Below are 20673 nucleotides of genomic sequence, written 5' to 3' on the forward strand. Positions count from 1 at the left end.
GGAGCCGGTCCGGCCGGCTCCACCGGGCCACCACGGACAGATGTGGGGACGAGAAGCGGGGGTGGCAGGTGGGCGAGGTGCGGCTGCGCGGCTTCGGCTGGCGCCACGCCGGGCGACGCGCCTGGGCGGTACGCGGCGTGGACCTGCGGGTACGACGCGGCGAGCGGGTGCTGCTGCTCGGGCCCTCCGGCGCCGGCAAGAGCACCCTGCTCGCCGCGTTGGCCGGGCTGCTGCCGGAGGACTCCGGTGAGCAGGAGGGCACCATCGAGATCGACGGCCGGCCACCGGCCGAGACCCGCGAGCGGGTCGGCATCGTCTTCCAGGATCCGCAGTCGCAGCTCGTCATGGCCCGCAGCGGCGACGACGTGGCGTTCGGGCTGGAGAACCGGGGCGTACCCGCCGCACAGATCTGGCCCCGGGTGGACGAGGCACTGCACCGGGTCGGCTTCCCGTACCACCGGGACCGCCCCACCGCGGCGCTCTCCGGCGGCGAACAGCAGCGGCTCGCCCTGGCCGGAGTGCTCGCCCTCCGCCCCGACCTGCTGCTGCTCGACGAGCCCACCGCCAACCTCGACCCGGCCGGGGCCGACCTGGTCCGCGCCGCCATCTCCCGCGCGGTCGACGGCGACACCACCCTGATCCTGGTCGAGCACCGGGTGGCCGACGCCCTGGCGCTGGTCGACCGGGTGGTGGTGCTCGACGCCGGTGGCGGCGTCCGCGTCGACGGCCCGCCGGAGGCCGTCTTCGCCGCCCACGGCGACGCCCTCGCCGCCGACGGCGTCTGGGTGCCCGGTCGCCAGATCCCGCCCCGCCGGGCCACCACCGGACCCGGCGAGGTGTTGCTCACCGCCGACCGGCTCGGCCAACCGCCCCGGCTGGCCGCCACCGACCTCGCGGTACGCGCCGGTGCGGCACTGGCCGTGCTCGGCCCCAACGGCGCCGGCAAGTCCACCCTCGCCGTGCTGCTCGGCGGCCTGCTCAAGCCGGGCACCGGGCGACTGGTGGCAAGCGCCGACCTGGCCGGGGCCGACGCCCGCACACCACCGCACCGGTGGCGGGCACCCGCGCTGGCCCGCCGGATCGGCTCGGTGTTCCAGGATCCGGAGCACCAGTTCGTCACCGGCACGGTCTACGACGAGCTGGCGCTCGGCCCCCGGCGTACCGGTGCCACCGAGCCGGCGGTCCGCCGGCGGGTCGACGAGCTGCTGCACCGGCTGCGGTTGGACCGGCTGGCCGGGGCGAACCCGTACACCCTCTCCGGTGGCGAGGCGCGGCGGCTGAGCGTGGCGACCGCCCTGGCCACCGCGCCCCGGCTACTGATCTGCGACGAGCCCACCTTCGGCCAGGACCGGCGCACCTGGCGGGAACTGGTGGACCTCTTCGCGGAGCTGCGCGACGCCGGCCACGCCTTGGTGGCGGTCACCCACGACGCCGAGTTCGTCGCCGCGCTGGCCGACCAGACCCTGACGCTGACGCGCCACCCGGCCCCCGAACCCCCGCCGTCGACGACTCCGGCCGCAGGGTCCACCGCCGGGCAGCCCACCGACGCCTGGCCCTCGGCCGCACAGCCCGAGGCCGCAGGGTCCCCGGAGACCCTGCCGCCACCGGCGTTTCCTCCGGCGGGATACCGATGATCGACCTCGAACCGGTCGCGCGGCCGGACGCGCCGCTGGCCCGGCGCAATCCGGTGGCCAAGCTGGCGGCGGCGCTGCTGTTCGCGGTCCCGCTGCTGGCGACGCTGGACCCGGTCGCACCGGCGATCGCGATCGCGATCGAGTTGGCGGTCCTGCCGCTGTTCGGCGTGCGCTACCGGGTGCTGTTCCGGAGGGCCTGGCCGTTGCTGGCCGCCGCCGGTGGCGTCCTGGTCACCCTGGTGCTCTTCGCCGCGGACCGGTCGGGCCGGGTGCTGCTCGACGCCGGACCGGTCGTGGTCACCTCGACGGTGCTGCTCACCGCCCTCGGGCTGGTGCTGCGCCTGTTCGCGGTGGCGCTGCCCGGCGTGATCGTCTTCGCCACCACCGATCCGACCGACCTGGCCGACGCGCTGGTGCAGAACGCCCGCGCACCGGCCCGGTTCGCGATCGGCGCGCTGGCGGCGTTCCGGCTGCTGCCGCTGCTCGGGCAGGAATGGCAGACGATCGTCATGGCCCGCCGGGCACGCGGCGTGGAGGCGGGACGCAACCCGGTGGCGAAGCTACGGCTCTTCGTGTCCACCGCGTTCACGCTGCTGGTCGGCGCGATCCGCCGGGGCACCCGGCTGGCGGTCGCGATGGACGCGCGCGGCTTCGACGCCGGGGTACCGCGTACCGTCGCCCGCCGGCAGCACTTCGGTGCGGCCGACTGGCTGCTGGTCGTCGCCGCGACGGCGCTGGCCGTCGCCGCCTTGGGCGTCAGCGTCGCGCTCGGCACCTTCCGCCCGCTGATCGGCTGAGCCGCGTGACGTGGTGGGTACATCTGTTGTCGCTGGAACGACAACAGATGTACCCACTGCGCGTGGACCGACCGCTCACCTCCGCCGGAAGGCGTACTGCCGGGCCGCTCCGGCACGCGGTGTTCGGCCGGAGCTGAACCCCTTGCCCCGGCCGGAGGCCGTCGGACCGGCGGTCGGCGCGAGCGCTGCGCTCGGCGGTTCCCGGTCGACGCGGTCCGACCCGGACGGTTCGCCCGGCACCGCGTCGAGCGGCGTCGCGTCGAGCGGCGTCGCGTCGAGCGGCGTCGCGTCGAGCGGCGGGACCGGTTCCGGCGGGGCGGTGAGCCCCGGCCCCGCCGGCGACGCGGCAGGCGTGAGTCCGATGAGCGGTCGCGCCGGAGCGGCGAGTCCGATCGGCGGTGTGGCCCGGTCGGCCAAGGCGTCGAAGTCGGCCGGCGTCAGCTCCGGCACCCGGTCGGCACGGCGTGATTTCTTCGGTTTACGGCTGGCAGGCATGGGAGCCTCCTCGCTCGGCGGTGTCGGCGCGTACGCCACGCCACCGCCGTCGGTCGTGACCGCCACGGCGGCGGTCGGCGGGATCAGCGGAAGGTCGCTCCGGAGCGGCCACGGAGGACGTCGCGGCAACGGCGACGAGGAGGACGCGCGGACACCCGGTAGCGACTGGTCCGCGGCAACGGGGGCGGCGGACCGGCTCGGCGGAGCGGGTGTCAGTAGCGCATGCCCGCACGCTAGCCCGCCCGCGGGAGTCGCGCACCCCAATTACGACGGGCCGGCGACGGCACCCCCCGGCGCGGCTGCGGCAGACCAGCGACGCTGCGCCCAGGACGCGCCGGCGACAGGGTGCACCCGCGACAAGCCGGCAACAGGTGCGCCCAGGACAAGCCGGCGACAGGTGCACCCGCGACAAGCCGGCAACAGGTGCGCCGGGACGGACCGGCGACAGGTGCGCCCGTGACAAGCCGGCGACAGGCGCCACCGTCGGCGAGCGCTGTGCGACCACCTGATGACCAGCCGTGGGGGGACGGCGCACGGCTGAACCGGACCGCGATACCGTCGCAGCACTACAGGCAGATGCGGAAGGTGGCGACGAGGATGGCGGATGGGGCTACGGCGCAGATCGGTGTGACCGGACTGGCGGTGATGGGCCGGAATCTGGCCCGCAACCTGGCCCGTAACGGGTTCACCGTGGCGTTGCACAATCGATCGCCGGAGCGGACCCGGTCGCTGGTGGCGGAGCACGGCGACGAGGGCACCTTCGTCCCGACGGAGTCCCTGGCGGACTTCGTCGCCGCGCTGGAACGCCCCCGCGCGGTGATCATCATGGTCAAGGCGGGCGGTCCCACCGATGCGGTGATCGACGAGTTGGTGCCGCTGCTGGAAGCCGGCGACATCATCATCGACTGCGGCAACGCGCACTTCGCCGACACCCGCCGTCGGGAGGAGGCACTGCGCGCCAAGGGCCTGCACTTCGTCGGCACCGGCGTCTCCGGTGGTGAGGAGGGTGCACTGTGGGGGCCGAGCATCATGCCGGGTGGCTCGGCCGAGTCGTACCGCAAGCTCGGGCCGATCTTCGAGAAGATCGCCGCGCAGGTCGACGGTGAGCCGTGCTGCCGGCACGTCGGGCCGGACGGCGCCGGGCACTTCGTCAAGATGGTCCACAACGGCATCGAGTACGCCGACATGCAGCTCATCGCCGAGGCGTACGACCTGCTGCGGGCCGGGCTGGGCGCGACCCCGTCGGAGCTGGCGGAGATCTTCCGGGAGTGGAACACCGGCGAGCTGGAGTCGTTCCTGATCGAGATCACCGCCGACGTGCTGGCGCACACCGACGCCGCCAGCGGCGAGGCGTTCGTCGACATCGTGCAGGACCGGGCCGAGCAGAAGGGCACCGGCCGGTGGACCGTCCAGATCGCGCTCGACCTGGGCATCCCGATCACCGGCATCGCCGAGGCGACCTTCGCCCGGTCGCTGTCCGGGCACGTCGGGCAGCGCGAGGCCGCGGTGCGGGCGTTCCCGGACTCCGGGGAGAAGTGGCAGGTCAACGACCGCGAGACGTTCATCGAGGACGTACGCCGGGCGCTGCTGGCCTCGAAGATCGTGGCGTACGCCCAGGGCTTCGACCAGATCCGCGCCGGCAGCGCCGAGTACGACTGGAACATCGACCTGGGCGGCACGGCGACCATCTGGCGGGGCGGCTGCATCATCCGGGCCCGCTTCCTGGACCGGATCAAGCAGGCGTACGACGAGCAGCCGGAACTGCCCACCCTGCTGGTGGCGCCGTGGTTCGCCGACACCGTGCGCGACGGCGTGCCGAGCTGGCGGCGGGTGGTGGCCGAGGCGGCCCGGGCCGGCGTTCCGGCGCCCGCCTTCGCCTCGTCCCTGGCGTACTTCGACGCGCTGCGCGCCGAGCGTCTGCCCGCCGCCCTCATCCAGGGTCTACGCGACAACTTCGGTGCGCACACCTACCGTCGCACCGACCGCGACGGTTCGTTCCACACCCTCTGGGCCACCCCCGACCGGGCCGAGGTCGAGGCCTGATCCACCGGCTCAGCCCGGTACGACGGCCAGCGCGCCCGGCGATGTGATGATGCGCCCTGCCTCCGCGTTCGCGGAGGCAGGGCGCATCAGGTGGGTCAGAAGAAGCGGCGACGCCGGGCCTTCTGGGGGCGGAGCAGGTCGGCTCCCTGGGTGAGCATCCGACTGGCCCGGGACGGGCCGCGCCGGGACTCCAGCGAGTGGCTGAGCCGGCGGGCACCGGCTGCCGCCAACGGAACCGCCACGGCCATCACCGCCCACTGGGCAACGCGCTTGCGCATCATGTGGGTTCACCTCCGTCAGTGGCTGCTGCGGAGGGTGATACCCAGCCCGGCCGGACGCTAAGCGTCAGGTGGTCGGCGCCACCGGGTTGGGCAACGCGCCACCGAAGCGGCGGTCCCGCTGGGCGTACAGCTCGCAGGCGTACCACAGGTGCCGGCGGTCGAAATCGGGCCAGAGCGTGTCCAGGAAGACCAGTTCGGCGTACGCACTCTGCCAGAGCAGGAAGTTCGAGGTGCGCTGCTCGCCGGAGGGCCGCAGGAACAGGTCCACCTCGGGCACCTCGGGGTGGTACAGGTAACGGCCGATGGTCTTCTCGGTGACCTTCGACGGGTCGAGCCGGCCGGCGGCCACGTCCCGGGCGATCGCGGCGGCGGCATCGGCGATCTCCGCCTGCCCGCCGTAGTTGACGCAGAACTGGAGGGTCAGCGTCGAATTGCCCCGGGACATCTCCTCGGCGGTCTGCAACTCCGAGATGACGCTCTTCCACAGCCGCCCGGCCCGACCCGACCACACCACCCGTACCCCGAGGTCGACGAGCTGGTCCCGGCGGCGGCGGATGACGTCCCGGTTGAAGCCCATCAGGAACCGGACCTCGTCGGGCGACCGCCGCCAGTTCTCGGTGGAGAAGGCGTACGCGGACAGGTAGGGGATGCCCAGCTCGATGGCGCCCTCGACGGTGTCGAAGAGGGAGAACTCGCCCGCCTCGTGCCCCTTGGTGCGGGGCAGCCCGCGATCCTTGGCCCACCGGCCGTTGCCGTCCATGACCACGGCGACGTGCTGGGGCACCGCCGCCGGCGGCAGCGCTGGCGGCCGGGCACCCGACGGGTGCGGAGTCGGCGGCACCGGCTCCCGGCCGGCCCTGGTGGATCGGATCACTCGGCTCTCCCTGCTCACGTCCTGCGACGCCGGTTCGGCGTCAGCCCTCGCCGGCCGCGCCGCGTGACGGCGGGACCGTACCGGTCAGACCACCGCCGGTCGGCGGCACCGCGCCACCGCCGGGTGACCGGACCGCGCCGGGCGTGCCGCCGGCTGGCGGGACCGCGCCGGGCGCCGAAGCGCCCCGGTCGACCAGCGGCAGCGAGCGTAGCGTGCGCTCCAGATGCCATTGCAGGTGCGCCGCGACCAGTCCGCTGCACTCCCGGCGTACCCCGGTGTCGGTGGCGTCGGCGACCCGCCAGTCTCCGCCGACCAGCGCGGACATCAGGTCGATGGTGGCCGGTGCCGGGTGGGCGGCGCCGGGTGGCCGGCAGTCCGGGCAGACCGCCCCGCCGGCCGGTACGGAGAACGCCCGGTGCCGACCGGGGGTGCCGCAGACCGCGCAGTCGGTCAACGCCGGCGCCCAGCCGGCCAGGGCCATCCCCCGCAGCAGGTACGCGTCGAGCACCAGGGTGGTGGCGTGCTCACCGTCGGCGAGGGCCCGCAGCGCGCCCAGGGTGAGCTGGAACAGTCGCAGCGACGGCTCCCGCTCCACCGGGGTGAGCCGTTCGGCGGTCTCGGCGATCGCGCTGGCCGCGGTGTAGCGGGGGTAGTCGCCGAGGAACCGCTTGCCGTACAGGTCGATCCCCTCGACCTGGCTGACGCTGTGCAGCGAACTGCCCAGTTCCCCCTTGGGGTCGCCAGCCAGTTGCAGGTCGACGTGGCCGAACGGCTCCAGCCGGGCACCGAACTTGGAGGTGATCCGGCGTACCCCCCGGGCGACCGCGCGCAGCCGGCCGTGTCGCCGGGTGAGCAGGGTGATGATCCGGTCGGACTCGCCGAGCTTCTGCACACGCAGCACCACCGCGTCGTCGCGGTAGAGCTGTCGGCGGTATCCGGCCATCGCGCCATTGTCCCTCCCGGTCGGGCGGCCACCGGCACCCCGGGTCGGATTTCAGGGTCCGCTCCGGGTAGCGGTGCCGGCGAACCCGGATGTGCGTCCCCCGGCACCGGTCGTAGCGTGCTCGGCATGGCTTCGCACCGGACCACTCCCGCCACCCGGCTCGCCGCTGTCGCCCGGCGTGCCAATGCTCGCCGGGCCAGCACGGCGCTCGCCGCTGCGGCTGCCCTGATCGTCCTGGCCGGGTGTGACAACCTTTCGTTCCGGCGGCTCGACTTCGACACCACCGAGGAGGTCCGGATCACCGCCATCCGGCTGCTGCCCGGCGCCGGCGACGTGGTGGTCCGCGCCGAGGGTGGCCCGGACCGGGTCCGCATCAAGCGGGTGGTGCGTTACCAGGGTGACCAGCCAGGGGTCACCTACGAGATCAAGGGCACCGAACTGGTGCTGGACACCTCGTGCGGGCATCGGTGCAGCGTCTCGTACGAGGTCACCACCGGCGAGGGGGTCCGGGTGCAGGGCGAGACCCGCTCGGGCAACGTCGACCTGACCCGGGTGGGTCAGGTCGAGGTGCGGGTCGGCTCGGGCGACGTCCGGGTGGCCGGCGCCGCCGGCACGGTGCGGGTGGAGACCGGCTCGGGCGAGATCGAGGTGTACGACGTGGCCTCCCCCGTGGTGCTCCGGGCCGGCTCGGGGAACATCAGCGCCACTCGGCTCGGCGGCGAGGTGGACGCGCAGGCCACGTCCGGCAACGTCACCGTCGAGTTGGAGCGCCCCGCCTCGGCCCGGGCACACGCGTCGAGCGGCAACGTCGAACTGCGGGTGCCGGACGGCGCCTACCAGGTGCGGTCCCAGGCCGGTTCCGGCGGCGTCGACCTGAGCGTGCCGAACGACCCGTCCGCCGCCCTGGTGCTCGACGTGCGGACGGGCAGCGGGGACATCACCGTCATCCCGTGGTGACGTCCCCACCCCGGCCACGCTGAGCCGGTACGCCGTCGCCGGGTGGCTCGGTCGCCGGGGCGGCGGCGGCCCGATCAGGGTCCGCACCCCGGCGGGACTCCGCATGCCAGCGGGTGGCCGGCACCGGCGGGCGACGCCCACCGGGGATCAACTCGGGCGGGCGCTGCGCCGCGACGTCCTCGACCCAGCCGACCAGCGCGGTGACCACACCCACCAGCAGGAAGACCAGCGCCACCCGGATCGCCAGGCCCACCGGGTCCTGGTGCGACCAGCCGACCACGTCGACCAGCGGGGTGAGCGCCACCACGAACGCCATGTGCCACAGGTAGACGGTCAACGCCCGGCGGTTCAGCACCGTCACCACCCGGCCGAACACCTCGCTGCGGTCGACCCACTCCGCGCTCGACGGGGCCCGTCCCAGCGCCACCAGGATGAACGCGGCCGACCAGAGGGCGTTGCCGAGTGGGTTGTCGTTCAGGTCGTACCCACGCGGACCCGGGTGCGCCAGGATCCAGGCGCCGCCGGCCGCCGCGAGGACGAGCACGGTCGGCACCAGCACCCGGTTGGCCAGGCGCCGCAGCATCCCCGCCTGGTGGGCGAAGCCCAGCAGCCAGGCACCGAAGTAGAGCCCGAACTCACGCAGCACACCCGGCGCGTTCGGGTAGACGCCGAACTCGATCGCCAGCAGCAGGCAGTACGGGGCGACCAGGGTGGGCAGCGGGTAGCGCCGGAACAGCCAGAGCGCGATCGGGGAGGCGAGCACGAACCAGAGGTAGTCACGCAGGTACCAGATCGGGCTCAGCGCCAGCGCACCCCAGTAGTTCGCCGGTGGGTCGGACACCGGGAAGAGCCAGAGCAGCACCTTCGGCGTCAGCGGCAACCCGGTGAGCAGCATCGCCGGCACGAAGACCGCGGCCACCACCCACAGCGACGGCAGCAGCCGGCGGAGCCGGCGGCCGACCGCCGTCGGGCCGGACCGGTGCAGTGAGGCCGCCATCAGCGACCCGGCGAGGGCGAACATCACCGACATCGCCGGGAACAGCAAGGTCAGCGACGCCCAACCGGTGACGTGGTAGACGACGACTCGCACGATGGCCAGGAAGCGCAGCAGGTCCAGGTATCGGTTTCGCATCAGCCTGCATCTATATCCGGGGGCATAGGTACGTCTTCCTACCCTCCGGGGCCGGCGGGCGAAACGGCCAGCAACCCACCGCGATAGTGAAACTTCCCATATGCCTGACCGGTACGGATCAGCCGGCGTAGCGCCGGAAGTTCCGATCCACCGGGTCCTCGCCCGGCCGGTGCGGGCTAGAAGCCGAGCTTGCGCAGTTGCTTCGGGTCGCGCTGCCAGTCCTTGGCCACCCGGACGTGTAGATCGAGGTAGACGCGGGTGCCCAACAGTTCCTCGATCTGCCGCCGGGCGGCGGTGCCCACCCCCTTGAGCCGGCTGCCGCGATGCCCGATGACGATCGCCTTCTGGCTGGGCCGCTCCACGTACACGTCGGCGTAGATCCTCATGAGCTGACCCTCGGGGATCATCTCCTCCACCACCACCGCGATGGAGTGCGGCAACTCGTCCCGTACGCCCTCCAGGGCGGCCTCCCGGATCAGCTCCGCGACCAGCACCTGCTCCGGATCGTCGGTGAGCATGTCGTCCGGATACAGCTGCGGAGACTCGGGCAGATACCGCGTCATCACCTCGACCAGCGTGTCCACCTGGTGCCCGGCGACCGCGCTGACCGGCACCACCTCGGCGAACTCGCCCAGCTCGCTGACGGCCAGCAACTGCTCGGCCAGCCGCTTACGGTCGACCAGGTCGGTCTTGGTGACCACCGCCAGCACGGTCGCCTTCAGCTCGGCCAGCTCACCGGTGATGAACCGGTCGCCACGGCCGATCGGCTCGTCGGCGGGGATGCACAGGCCGATCACGTCGACCTCGCTCCAGGTCTGCCGGACCAGGTCGTTGAGCCGCTCGCCGAGCAGCGTTCGCGGCCGGTGCAGACCCGGCGTGTCCACCAGCACCAGCTGCGAGTCCGGCCGGTGCAGCACCGCGCGGATGACGTGCCGGGTGGTCTGCGGCTTGTTCGAGGTGATGGCGATCTTCTGCCCGACGATCGCGTTGGTCAGCGTCGACTTGCCGGCATTGGGTCGGCCCACGAAACAGGTGAAGCCCGCCCGGTAGGGACGCGACGTCGGCTCGGCGCTCATTCGGTCACCGTGCCGAGCAGCGTGCCGTCCGGCGCGGCCACGTGCACCGGCGCGTCGGCGGACAGGTCGCGCACGGCCGCGTGACCCGCACCATCGAGAGTGGACGCCTCGGTGACCACCACGGCGGCCTCCAACCGGGTGGCGCCGGCTGCCGCCGCCGAGGCGACCGCCAACTGGAGCGCGGTGATCGTCAGCGAGGGCAGCGACACGCTGGCCGCCGCATACGTACGACCGTCCTGGTCCCGCACCGCGGCGCCTTCCACGGCGCCCACCCGACCCCGGGCCCCCCGGGCGAGGATGACCAGCTTGCCGTCCTCGGCGCTGAGCTCGGAGCCGGTGGGGACGGCGGCCGGTACGGCGGGTGACTCAGGCATCGGCGGGCTGCCTCTCCTCTGATCGATCGGTGTCGCCCCGGGAGGCGGTCGGCCCACCGCCCGGGCTGTCCTTGCTGTCGGTCGGCTCGACCCGGCGCACCAGCACCGTGTCGATCCGGTTGCGCCGGCCGGTGGTGCCCTCGGCGAGCAGCCGGAGCCCGGCCACCTCGACCTCCGCGCCCGGGATCGGGACCCGGCCGAGGCACTGGGCGAGCAGGCCGCCCACGGTCTCCACCTCGTCGTGCGGCAGCTCGGTGTCGAACAACTCGCCGAGATCCTCCACCGGCAACCGGGCGGTGACCCGCACCGCACCGTCGGGCAACTGCTCGATCGGCGGGCGCTCGACGTCGTACTCGTCGGTGATCTCCCCGACGATCTCCTCCAGGATGTCCTCGATGGTGACCAACCCGCCGGTGCCGCCGTACTCGTCCACGACGATCACCAGGTGGTTGCGGGCGGCCTGCATCTCCGACAGCAGATCGTCGACGGGCTTGGACTCCGGCACGAAGGTCGCCGGCCGCATCAGCTCGGCCACCGGGAGTTGGCGGTCCTCGGCAGCACCACCCTGGGTGTGCCGGACGAGATCCTTGAGATAGAGCACACCGAGCACGTCGTCGACGCTCTCGCCGATCACCGGGATGCGGGAGAAGCCCGAGCGCAGGAAGAGCGCCAGCGCCTGCCCGAGCGTCTTGCGCGACTCGATCCACACCATCTCGGTACGCGGCACCATCACCTCACGGGCGATGGTGTCACCGAGGGCGAACACCGAATGGATCATCTGCCGCTCGCCGTGCTCGACCACACCCCGCTGCTCGGCCAGGTCGACCAGCTCACGCAGCTCGACCTGGGTGGCGAAGGGCCCTTCCCGGAAGCCACGGCCCGGGGTGACCGCGTTGCCGATCAGGATCAGCAGCGAGGCCAGCGGGTTGAGCACCCGGCCGAGCCAGCGGACCAGCGGCGCGGCGCCCCGAGCCACGGCGTACGCGTGCTGCCGGCCGAGGGTACGCGGACCCACGCCGACCACGACGAAGCTGACCACGGTCATCGCCCCGGCGGTGACCAGCGCCGCACGCCAGCCCGCCCCGAAGGTGTCCACCGCGACCAGTGCCACCAGCGTGGTGGCGGTCAGCTCGGCGAGCAGGCGCAGGAGCAACAGCAGGTTGAGGTGGCGCACCACGTCAGCGGCGACCACCTGAAGAGTGGCGGCGCCCCGGGCACCCTCGCGGGCGAGTTCGGCGGCCCGGGCCGGGGAGACCGCGGCCAGGGCGGCCTCGGTCATCGCGATGAGTCCGCCGAGCACCACCAGCCCGGCGGCGAAGACGACGAGTTGCAGGTCGGGTAGGCCGGTGGCGGCCGCGGCCAGCGAAGTGTCCATCACCGGGTGCGGGTCGACCGCCAGCTCGCCAGCAATCTGGCCTGGAGCTCGAACATCTCCCGCTCCTCCTCCGGCTCCGCGTGGTCGTAGCCGAGCAGGTGCAGCACGCCGTGCACGGTGAGCAGATGCAGCTCGTCGGCGGCGCTGTGACCTGCGGTGGCCGCCTGCTTCGCCGCCACCTCCGGACAGAGCACGATGTCACCGAGCAGGGCCGGCTCGCCGCCGGCGGCGGCGTTCTCGCCCGGCCCGTGGTCGATGCTGCCCTCGTCCATGGGGAACGCGAGCACGTCGGTCGGACCGTCGCCCCCCATCCAGCGGTGGTTCAGCTCGGTCATGTAGTCGACGTCGACCAGCAGCACGGACAGCTCGGCGAGGGGGTTGACTCCCATCTCGTCGAGTGCGTGCCGGGCGACGGCGAGCACAGCGTCGGTGTCGACGACGACACCCGACTCGTTGGCGATCTCGATGGACAACTTTCTTCCCTAGGTTTAGCGGCGCCGGCCGGCGCGGTTGCCCTGGGCACTACGCCCCGGCACCGCGTGCACGCCCTGCGCCTGCTGATTCTCCCGCTCGGCGTCCCAGCGGGCGTACGCGTCGACGATCTCACCGACCAGCCGGTGGCGTACCACGTCGGCGCTGGACAGCTGCGCGAAGTGCACGTCCTCGACGCCGGCCAGGATCTCCCGGACGATACGCAGACCGCTGGTCGTCCCGCCGGGCAGGTCCACCTGGGTGACGTCGCCGGTGACCACGATCTTGGAGCCGAAGCCGAGCCGGGTGAGGAACATCTTCATCTGCTCGGGCGTGGTGTTCTGCGCCTCGTCCAGAATGATGAACGCGTCGTTCAACGTGTTGTGCGTCACCAGGAAGTGGTCGGTGACATACAGCGAGTCCGCCGCCGCCACCTGGATACACATCGTCTCCTGCACCCCGGCGGGAATGATCGAGTCGATGAACCGCATCGGCCGGCCGCCGCCGCACTCCTCGTACCGCTGGCGCTTGCGGGACAGGCGGAACGGCGCGACGCCCTCGGGCAGGCGGATCTCCACGACGAAGGCGTCGGCCCGGTAGTCGACCGGGCGGCCCTTCGCCCGACCGGGCGTACGCCCCTGCGCCGCGCGCCCGCGCCAGGTGGCCACCCCGCCCAGCGACTGGACCAGATAGATGACATCGTCGCGCAGTCGGGCGGACGTGGTGGAGTACTGCACACGACAGCTCCGTCCGGCCCGTACCACCGGGCCGCCGTCGGTGTCCAGTAGCCCCTGCAGAACGGCCAGCCGGACGTCGACACTGTTGCGCAGGTAGACATCCGGCACGAACATGGTGCCCGACTTGGTCCCGGCCAGACCCAACTCGCGGAGCGCAACCGTCACCGGGTTGGCGACGATCACCCCGCCCCGGCGCCCGTTGACGTGCCGCAGCACGTAGTCGTACTCGCTCTTGCGGACGAGTTCGCTGTCGCCGAGCGCCTCCTGGATCCCGCACGCGAGTTCCGGATCCGCCGTGCTGAATCCTGGCGTCGATCGCGACGAGATGGAACCGTCACCGAGCAGCAGACCGAGCGCGTACGGGTCGAGCGGAACCTCCCTCGGCTCCATCTGCACGGGCGCCACGACCGGCAACTCGTAGCGGCGGGTATGGCCTCGCCATTCCTGGCCGATCATCTCCTGCGTTTCGAGCGTGCGCTGACGTCCGCGCCGCTTGTCCTCCGCTGTCGCCACGGTCCAGAGGTGTTCACCGCAGCACAGCGTGGACGCCCCGTCCTGCGTGGTGACCCGATAGACCTGCTTGCGCCCCTGCGGGTAGATGCCGATCACCGGGGTCGGCGTGCCGTCCGAACCGATGACGAGGTCGCCGACCTGAAGCGAGCCGAACCGCTTGAAGCCCTCCGGCGTGAGGACCCGGGCGTCGTACGGCTGCGCTCGGCCCCGCATGTACGCCAGCGGGGCGACCTCGATCGTGCCCGCCGCCATCAGCTTCGGGATCGTCTCCGGGTCCAGCATGTCGTGCAGCGCGTCGTAGAGCGGGCGCAGGTAGGGGTCGATCTTCTCGTTGAGCGTGCCGGGCAGGAAGCCGAGCCGCTCCCCCGCCTCGACCGCCGGCCGGGTCAGGATGATCCGGTTGATCTGCTTGGCCTGCAACGCCTGGACCGCCTTGGCCATGGCGAGGTAGGTCTTGCCGGTACCGGCCGGGCCGATGCCGAAGACGATGGTGTTCGCGTCGATCGCGTCGACGTAACGCTTCTGCCCGAGCGTCTTGGGCCGGATGGTGCGCCCGCGCCGGGAGAGGATGTTGAGGGTGAGCACCTCGGCGGGCCGCTCCGCGCCACCCTGCTCGAGCATGCCGACGGTACGCCGGACGGCGTCTGTGGTCAGGGTCTCGCCTTTCTCGATGAGTTCGAGCAGTTCGCTGAAGATCCGCTCGGCGAGGGCGTTGTCGGCGGGCGCACCGGTGATGGTGATCTCGTTGCCCCGCACGTGCACGTCACTGTTGACCGAGCGCTCGACCAGTCGCAGGATCTCGTCACCCGCGCCGAGCAGGTTGACCATGATCTTCGAGTCGGGGACCGTGATCCTGGTCTGCACCCGGGGCGGGGTGGGAGGTGGGGTGCCGGTCATAGGTCGGGCCGAGGGGCCCTGCGCCACCTGCTCTCGATCTCGGTGCCGGGCCTGGCGCCACGGCGTGCTGACGTTACCCCCATCGTATCGGGTCGACGGCACGGACACGCTGCCCAATTCCGTGGGCGCCACAGGCGCGCAACAGTGGACAAAACGGATGAACGATGCCGGAGAGCCGGGATCGATTCAGGCCCGGAAGTCGTACCCGTCGAAGGTCTCCTGCCGTCGGGTGAACCGGTAGGTCGCCCAGTGCATCCGGACCACCGTGCCCGCGCTGTCGCGGGTCAGCCGGAGCAACTCGCCGACCTCCCGCCCGGCGACCGTACGGAACACGTCCGGCCGGTCCGGCAGCGGCGCGAAGACCGCCGGCGGCTTGCCCGGCGGATCGTCCACACCCCGGGCCCGCAGGGTCGCGTCCCGCCAGCTGAACACGTACTCGGAGCCCTCGCCCCACCAGGGGCCGAGCAGCCCACGCAGGTGCGCGGGAGCCGGCTCGCCGGGTCGCCACGGGGTGACCTCGGCCGGGTCGTGCTCGGCGGCGGCGGCGAGCAGCCGGTGCGGCAGCTCCAGCACCTCGGCCGAGGTGCCCGAGGAGCCCAGCACGGCGGCGCCGAACGCGGCCGGCGTGCCCTCGCCTCCACGGCGGCCGTACACCCCGGCGAGGAAGCCGGGCATCGCGCCGTCGTGCCCGACGTGCACCACCCGCTCACCCTGCGGCACCAGGATCAGGCCAAGGCCGAAACCGGCATTCCACACGGTCTCGTCGGTGACCGTCAGCGGCCAGCGCATCTCCTCGAGGGTGGCCGGGGTGAGCACCCGGCCGGTCGCGTCCAGCGCCGCCGGATCGGCCAGGAAGGCCGCCCAGCGGGCCATGTCGGCGGCGGTGCTCCACAGTTGCGCGGCGGGACCGACGGCACCGAAGTCGGTCGGCGGCTCCGGATGCGCCTCGTCGGAGTACGCGTCGACGAGGTAGCCAGTGGCCGCCCGACGACCCGGGGAGACCGTGGTGTCGGTCAGCCCGAGCGGGGTCAACACCTTCTCGGTCAGCACCTCGGCCCAGGTGCCGCCGCGCACCTGCCCGACCAGCCGGCCGAGCAACGCCATGCCGAGGTTGGAGTAGTGGAACCGCCGGCCGGGTGGCAGCACCCGCTCGGCCCGGGTCAGCTCCGCGACCAGCCGGTCGGCGTCCGGCACCCGCAGCGTGTCCCAGACGTCGCCGTACGGCTCGCGTTGCAGGCCGGCGGTGTGCGACAGCAGCCGGCGTACGGTCAGCTCGCCGTGCGCCGGCAGGTCGAGGTGCCGGTCCAGCGGATCGTCGAGGTCGAGCAGGCCGTCGTCGCGGCACTGCATGACCAGTACGGCGGTGAACGTCTTGGTCACCGAGCCGATCCGGAACCGGGTCTGCTCGTCCAGGGCGGTGTCGTTGCCGGTGCCGCCGACCGTGCACGTCCACAGCGTCCGGTCGGCCCGGTGCACGGCAGCCGAGACGGCCGGCACCCGGGCCTGCGCCTGGACCTGCCGCACCAGCCGTTCCAGACGACCGGCGGCTGCGGTACGGCCGGCGGCCGAACTCACGCCATGCTCCGGGCCAGCATCGGGCCGAGCGGGGCACCGCCCAGCAGGTGCGCGTGCACGTGGAACACCTCCTGGCCGCCGTAGCCACCGGTGTTGAACATCAGCCGGAACCCGTCACCGAGCAGCCCCTCGTCCCCGGCCACCGCGGCGGCGGTGGCCAGCAGCTCACCGGCCAACGCCGGGTCGCCCTGGCCGAGGGTGGCCACGTCGGCGTAGTGCTCCTTCGTAACGACCAGCACGTGCACCGGCGCCTTCGGATCGATGTCGCGGAAGGCGAGCGTGGTGGGGGTCTCGCGGACCACCGTGGCCGGGATCTCCCCGGCAACGATCCGGCAGAACAAACAGTCAGGAGTACTCACCGGGGCAGTGTAAGGAAGGGCACCTTATTAACGTCTCAGGTATAGGAAGGGCCCCTTGTTAACACCGCGAGACGGGTGCGGCAGGATGTCCCGCATGGCGGGACGGGCGGTGCTGGTCACAGGCGGATCACGGGGCATCGGGCGGGCGGTGGTCCAGGCTTTCGCCGCCTCCGGCGACCGGGTGGCCATCCACCACCGCAGCTCCGACCAGCTGGCCGAGCAGCTGCGGGCCGAACTGCCGAACACGGGCCATCTGGTGGTCCGCGCCGACCTCGCTGACCCCGACGCGGTACGGACGATGGTGGACGAGGCCGCCGACCGGCTCGGCGGACTCGACGTGCTGGTCAACAACGCCGGCGTGTTCGGGCCGGCCGACCCGCCGCACCCCGTCTTCGACAGCAGCTACGAGCAGTGGCGGCAACGCTGGCGCGAGGTCTGCGACACGAACCTGTTCGGCGCGGCCAACGCCGCCTGGTGCGCCGCCCAGCACATGCGTACGCGAGGCGGGCGGATCGTCAACGTCTCCTCGCGCGGCGCGTTCCGTGGCGAGCCGGCCAATCCGGCGTACGGCGCCAGCAAGGCCGGTCTCAACGCGATGGCCCAGTCGCTGGCGGTGGCCCTGGCGCCGTACGGCATCGCGGTGGCCACGGTCGCGCCCGGCTTCGTCGAGACGGACATGACCAACGAGCACCTCAAGGCCCCACGCGGTGACGCGATCCGGGCGCAGAGCCCGTTCGACCGGGTGGCCCGGCCCGAGGAGATCGCGGCGGCCGTGCACTGGTTGGCCAGCCCCGAGGCGGAGTGGGCTTCCGGCACCATTGTCGACCTCAACGGCGCCTCCTACCTCCGCACCTGACGGCAGCGCACACCGATTGGCGAACCGCGCCTCCCCGACACCCGGCGGCCTCCTCCTCCCCACCCCGGCCGCCTCCTGCGCTCGCTTTGCTCTGCTTCAACCCACGCAACAGCGAGCTGCCGAAACCGTTGCGTCCGGTGAAGCAGAGCAAAGGGAGCGTGACAGTCACCCTGGGCGGGCAGCAGCACCCGGGGCGCGCAGCCCCGGCGGGGGGGGGTCTACCAGTGCAGGAGGCGGGTCGCCAGGACGGCCAGGGCGGCAACGCCGGCGGTGGAGGTACGCAGCACCGAAGGGCCGAGGCGGACCGGGTGGGCGCCGGCGGACTCAAAGGCTGACAGCTCGGCCGGGGTGATGCCGCCTTCGGGGCCGACCACCAGCACGATCTCACCGTGGTCGGGCAACTCGACGGTGGTCAGCCGGTCGGTCGCCTCCTCGTGCAGGACGTACCCGGCGGCGGCCCCGGCGATTCGTCGGGCCACCGACTGGGTGGCCTCGTCCGGCGCGCCCGCCACCACCGGCAGCCACGCCCGGCGGGCCTGCTTCGCCGCCTCCCGGGCGGTGGCCACCCACTTGCCCCGGGCACGGACGCCCCGGTCACCGCGCCACTGCACCACCGAGCGGCCGGCGGCCCAGGGGACGATCTCGTCCACCCCGACCTCGGTCATCGCCTGTACGGCCAGCTCACCCCGGTCGCCCTTGGCGATGCCCTGGACCACCACCAGCCGGGGACTTGGCGCGTCGACGTACCCCCGGCTGGTGACCTCGATGTCGAGGGTGCCCCGGCCGACGGCGGTGACGACCGCGGTGGCCGTGCCGCCCCGGCCGTCACCGAGCAGCAGTTCCTCGCCCACCCGCAGCCGTTGCACGGTGGCGGCGTGGTGCCCCTCAGGGCCGTCGAGCACCATCGAGTCGGCGGTGGGCAGCGACTCGACCAGGAACAGCGGGGCGGACATCTCCGGCGGCCTCGGCGTGGACCGGCTCAGCCGTGGCCGTTGAAGGCGTCGCGCATCCGAGAGAAGAAGCCGCCCTGCTTGGTGAGTTCGGCCACCTCCTCGCCGCGCGTCTTGGCGAAGTCGCGGAGCATCCGCTCCTGGTCGGCGTCGAGCTTGGTCGGCGTACGCACGTCGAGGTGGACGTAGAGGTCACCGCGACCGGTGCCGCGCAGGTGGGGTACGCCCCGGGCGCGCAGCCGCAACGTGCTGCCCGGCTGGGTGCCGGGCTTGACGTCGACCGGCTCGTCGCTGTCGAGCGTCTTGATGGTCAGCCGGGTGCCGAGCGCGGCGGCGGTCATCGGCACGGTGACCCGGCAGTGCAGGTCGTCGCCCTTGCGGGAGAAGACGTCGTGGGGACGCTCGTGGATCTCCACGTAGAGGTCGCCGGCGGTGCCACCGCCCGGACCGACCTCACCCTGCTGGGCGAGCCGGATCCGCATGCCGTCCTCCACCCCGGCGGGGATCTTCACGGTCAGCGACCGGCGGGTCCGCACGCGGCCGTCACCGGCACAGGTCGGGCAGGGATGCGGGATGGTGGTGCCGTAGCCCTGGCAGACCGTGCACGGCCGGGCGGAGACCACCTGGCCGAGGAAGGTGCGCTGCACCGACTGCACCTCGCCCCGGCCACCGCACGCCTCGCAGGTGGCCAGGTGGGTGCCGGCGGCGGTGCCCGCCCCGGAGCAGGTGGTGCAGAGCACGGCGGTGTCCACCGTGATCGGCGCCTCGACCCCGAAGGCGGTCTCCTGGAGGTCGAGTTCGAGCCGCAGGATCGCGTCGGCCCCGGGCCGGGTACGCGGTCGCGGTCCCCGGCCGGCGCCGGTGGCGCCACCGAAGAACGCGTCCATGATGTCCTGGAAGCCGACGAACGGACCGGCGCCGCCGGGCCCACCCGGGCCGCCGGCACCGCCGCCCCCCGGGGCGAGCGGGTCGCCGCCGAGGTCGACGATCTGCCGTTTCCGATCGTCCGACAGGACCTCGTACGCGGCGTTGATGTCCTTGAACTTCTCCTGTGCCTCCGGGTCCGGATTGACATCCGGGTGGAATTGCCGCGCCAGCTTGCGGTAAGCGCGCTTGATCTCGTCGTCGGAGGCTCCCCGGCTCACACCGAGAATGCCGTAGTAGTCCCTGGCCACTGCGTTCCGTGTCCTCGTGTTCGTCTCGCGTTACGCCGGTCGGCGGCGGCAGCCTGCCGTCGGCCCTGACTGGTCAGTTCTGGGCCAGCAGCTCGCCCACGTAGCGTGCCACGGCCCTCACCGTGGCGATGGTCCCGGGGTAGTCCATCCGGGTCGGCCCCAGCACGCCCATCCCCCCGACGATGACCGCGCCCGGGCCGTACCCGGTGCTGACCACGGAGGCCGCCCGCAGGTTGTCGATTTCGTTCTCGTCGCCGATGCGCACCCTCAGCGTGCTCGGCTCAACCTCGCCGATGAGTTTGAGCAGGACGACCTCCTCCTCGAGCGCTTCGAGAATCGGTCGTAGGGAGCCCTGGAAGTCCAGCAGACCGCCACGGGCGAGGTTGGCGGTGCCGGCCAGCGCGATCCGCTCCTCGTGCCGCTCGACGAGCGTCTCCAGCAGCACGGTGGACAGCGTCGTCATCGCCCCGCGCAGGTGCGTCGCACACTCGTCGATGAGGGCCTGCACCAGCGGCGGGGTCTCGGAGAGTTGGATGCCGACGAGCTTCTCGTTGACCGTCCGGCGCAGGTCTATCACGTCGTCGGCGTGGACCGGGGCGGGCAGTTCGACCAGCCGCTGCTCGACCCGGCCGGTGTCGGCGATCACGACCAGCATCAGCCGGGTGGTCGAGATCGGCACCAGTTCCAGGTGCCGTACGCGGGACCGGGCCAGGCTCGGGTACTGCACCACGGCGACCTGCCGGGTCAGCTGCGCCAGCAGCCGGACGGTGCGGTGCACCACGTCGTCGAGGTCGACCGCGCCGGCCAGAAAGCGCTCGATCGCCCGGCGTTCGGCGGGGCTGAGCGGCTTGACCCGGCTGAGCCGGTCGACGAAGAGTCGGTAGCCACGATCGGTGGGCACCCGACCGGCGCTGGTGTGCGGCTGCCGGATGTAGCCCTCCTCCTCCAGCACCGCCATGTCGTTGCGGACGGTGGCCGGCGACACGCCGAGCTGGTGCCGCTCAACCAGCGCCTTGCTGCCGACCGGTTCCTGGGTGGCGACATAGTCCTCGACAATTGCCCGCAGTACGGCGAGCTTGCGGTCGTCGAGACCCATCTCCCACCTCCTGTCGCAGGTCAGTCCCAGGCGCCACGGCCGCCAGCGGATCGCTCTGGCACT

The 20673-nt window shown here is 72.6% G+C and carries 20 protein-coding genes and 2 pseudogenes; 5 read left to right on the forward strand and 17 right to left on the reverse strand.

Annotated features, from left to right (window positions below; genetic code table 11):
• The first annotated feature begins 68 nt into the window (after positions 1-68).
• Positions 69-1634, forward strand: coding sequence for an ABC transporter ATP-binding protein (locus tag E0H26_RS15675; protein WP_240742198.1), 1566 nt, complete (start codon positions 69-71; stop codon positions 1632-1634).
• Positions 1631-2431 (forward strand): energy-coupling factor transporter transmembrane component T family protein, encoded by an 801-nt coding sequence (locus tag E0H26_RS15680; RefSeq protein WP_131304381.1) that lies wholly within the window; start codon positions 1631-1633, stop codon positions 2429-2431. The genes E0H26_RS15675 and E0H26_RS15680 overlap by 4 nt, the downstream gene beginning before the upstream one ends.
• A 75-nt stretch (positions 2432-2506) precedes the next feature.
• Here E0H26_RS15680 and E0H26_RS15685 read toward each other — a convergent pair whose 3' ends face one another.
• Positions 2507-2926: a hypothetical protein gene (locus tag E0H26_RS15685; protein WP_131304382.1), complete on the reverse strand. Its 420-nt coding sequence runs from the start codon at positions 2924-2926 to the stop codon at positions 2507-2509.
• Positions 2927-3523: 597 nt separating this feature from the next.
• Between E0H26_RS15685 and gndA the strand changes: the two genes are divergently transcribed.
• Entirely contained in the window at positions 3524-4969 is a 1446-nt protein-coding gene (gene gndA / locus E0H26_RS15690; RefSeq protein ID WP_131304383.1) for an NADP-dependent phosphogluconate dehydrogenase, read from the forward strand.
• Positions 4970-5064: 95 nt separating this feature from the next.
• Here gndA and E0H26_RS15695 read toward each other — a convergent pair whose 3' ends face one another.
• The 3 genes from E0H26_RS15695 to recO all read right to left on the reverse strand — a co-directional run bounded on the left by E0H26_RS15695 (position 5065) and on the right by recO (position 7067).
• Complete coding sequence (locus E0H26_RS15695) at positions 5065-5250, reverse strand: hypothetical protein (RefSeq protein WP_131304384.1); 186 nt, start codon at positions 5248-5250, stop codon at positions 5065-5067.
• Positions 5251-5314: 64 nt separating this feature from the next.
• Entirely contained in the window at positions 5315-6091 is a 777-nt protein-coding gene (locus E0H26_RS15700) for an isoprenyl transferase (protein WP_206025156.1), read from the reverse strand.
• A gap of 73 nt (positions 6092-6164) precedes the next feature.
• Positions 6165-7067, reverse strand: a complete 903-nt coding sequence (gene recO / locus E0H26_RS15705; protein WP_240742199.1) for a DNA repair protein RecO — start codon at positions 7065-7067, stop codon at positions 6165-6167.
• Between the two features lie 126 nt (positions 7068-7193).
• Between recO and E0H26_RS15710 the strand changes: the two genes are divergently transcribed.
• Entirely contained in the window at positions 7194-8024 is an 831-nt protein-coding gene (locus E0H26_RS15710) for a DUF4097 family beta strand repeat-containing protein (protein ID WP_131304386.1), read from the forward strand.
• Here the strand turns inward: E0H26_RS15710 and E0H26_RS15715 are convergent.
• The 10 genes and pseudogenes from E0H26_RS15715 to E0H26_RS15750 all read right to left on the reverse strand — a co-directional run bounded on the left by E0H26_RS15715 (position 8011) and on the right by E0H26_RS15750 (position 16533).
• Positions 8011-9156 carry an acyltransferase family protein gene (locus E0H26_RS15715; protein ID WP_131304387.1) on the reverse strand — a complete coding sequence of 382 codons (1146 nt, stop codon included), beginning with the start codon at positions 9154-9156 and terminating at the stop codon, positions 8011-8013. The two genes, E0H26_RS15710 and E0H26_RS15715, sit on opposite strands and share 14 nt — an antisense overlap.
• A 176-nt stretch (positions 9157-9332) precedes the next feature.
• Positions 9333-10232: a GTPase Era gene (era, locus tag E0H26_RS15720; protein WP_131304388.1), complete on the reverse strand. Its 900-nt coding sequence runs from the start codon at positions 10230-10232 to the stop codon at positions 9333-9335.
• Positions 10229-10606, reverse strand: a complete 378-nt coding sequence (locus E0H26_RS15725; protein ID WP_131304389.1) for a cytidine deaminase — start codon at positions 10604-10606, stop codon at positions 10229-10231. Before E0H26_RS15725 ends, era begins: the two co-directional genes overlap by 4 nt.
• Entirely contained in the window at positions 10599-12005 is a 1407-nt protein-coding gene (locus tag E0H26_RS15730; protein ID WP_206025158.1) for a hemolysin family protein, read from the reverse strand. Before E0H26_RS15730 ends, E0H26_RS15725 begins: the two co-directional genes overlap by 8 nt.
• Positions 11981-12454 (reverse strand): rRNA maturation RNase YbeY, encoded by a 474-nt coding sequence (gene ybeY, locus E0H26_RS15735; protein ID WP_131304391.1) that lies wholly within the window; start codon positions 12452-12454, stop codon positions 11981-11983. Before ybeY ends, E0H26_RS15730 begins: the two co-directional genes overlap by 25 nt.
• A 15-nt stretch (positions 12455-12469) precedes the next feature.
• On the reverse strand, positions 12470-12943 hold the full coding sequence (locus tag E0H26_RS29960; protein ID WP_338106215.1) for a PhoH family protein: 474 nt from the start codon (positions 12941-12943) through the stop codon (positions 12470-12472).
• Between the two features lie 168 nt (positions 12944-13111).
• Positions 13112-13645 (reverse strand): annotated as a pseudogene (locus tag E0H26_RS30425) (LAGLIDADG family homing endonuclease); the annotation flags it as partial.
• Between the two features lie 212 nt (positions 13646-13857).
• Positions 13858-14599, reverse strand: a pseudogene (locus tag E0H26_RS29970) (PhoH family protein); the annotation flags it as partial.
• A gap of 186 nt (positions 14600-14785) precedes the next feature.
• Entirely contained in the window at positions 14786-16174 is a 1389-nt protein-coding gene (locus tag E0H26_RS15745) for a serine hydrolase domain-containing protein (protein WP_131304393.1), read from the reverse strand.
• Positions 16171-16533, reverse strand: a complete 363-nt coding sequence (locus E0H26_RS15750) for a histidine triad nucleotide-binding protein (protein ID WP_131304394.1) — start codon at positions 16531-16533, stop codon at positions 16171-16173. Before E0H26_RS15750 ends, E0H26_RS15745 begins: the two co-directional genes overlap by 4 nt.
• Before the next feature lie 94 nt (positions 16534-16627).
• Between E0H26_RS15750 and E0H26_RS15755 the strand changes: the two genes are divergently transcribed.
• Positions 16628-17389, forward strand: a complete 762-nt coding sequence (locus E0H26_RS15755; RefSeq protein ID WP_131304395.1) for an SDR family NAD(P)-dependent oxidoreductase — start codon at positions 16628-16630, stop codon at positions 17387-17389.
• Positions 17390-17607: 218 nt separating this feature from the next.
• On the opposite strand, the gene E0H26_RS15760 is transcribed toward E0H26_RS15755, so the two are convergent.
• The 3 genes from E0H26_RS15760 to hrcA all read right to left on the reverse strand — a co-directional run bounded on the left by E0H26_RS15760 (position 17608) and on the right by hrcA (position 20610).
• Positions 17608-18342 (reverse strand): 16S rRNA (uracil(1498)-N(3))-methyltransferase, encoded by a 735-nt coding sequence (locus E0H26_RS15760; RefSeq protein WP_131304396.1) that lies wholly within the window; start codon positions 18340-18342, stop codon positions 17608-17610.
• Positions 18343-18368: 26 nt separating this feature from the next.
• Positions 18369-19514 (reverse strand): molecular chaperone DnaJ, encoded by a 1146-nt coding sequence (dnaJ, locus tag E0H26_RS15765; protein ID WP_131304397.1) that lies wholly within the window; start codon positions 19512-19514, stop codon positions 18369-18371.
• A 73-nt stretch (positions 19515-19587) separates the two neighbouring features.
• Complete coding sequence (hrcA, locus tag E0H26_RS15770) at positions 19588-20610, reverse strand: heat-inducible transcriptional repressor HrcA (RefSeq protein WP_131304398.1); 1023 nt, start codon at positions 20608-20610, stop codon at positions 19588-19590.
• Positions 20611-20673: the final 63 nt, after the last annotated feature.

This window comes from Micromonospora zingiberis (assembly GCF_004331455.1).
GTDB classification, from domain to species: Bacteria; Actinomycetota; Actinomycetes; order Mycobacteriales; family Micromonosporaceae; genus Micromonospora; species Micromonospora zingiberis.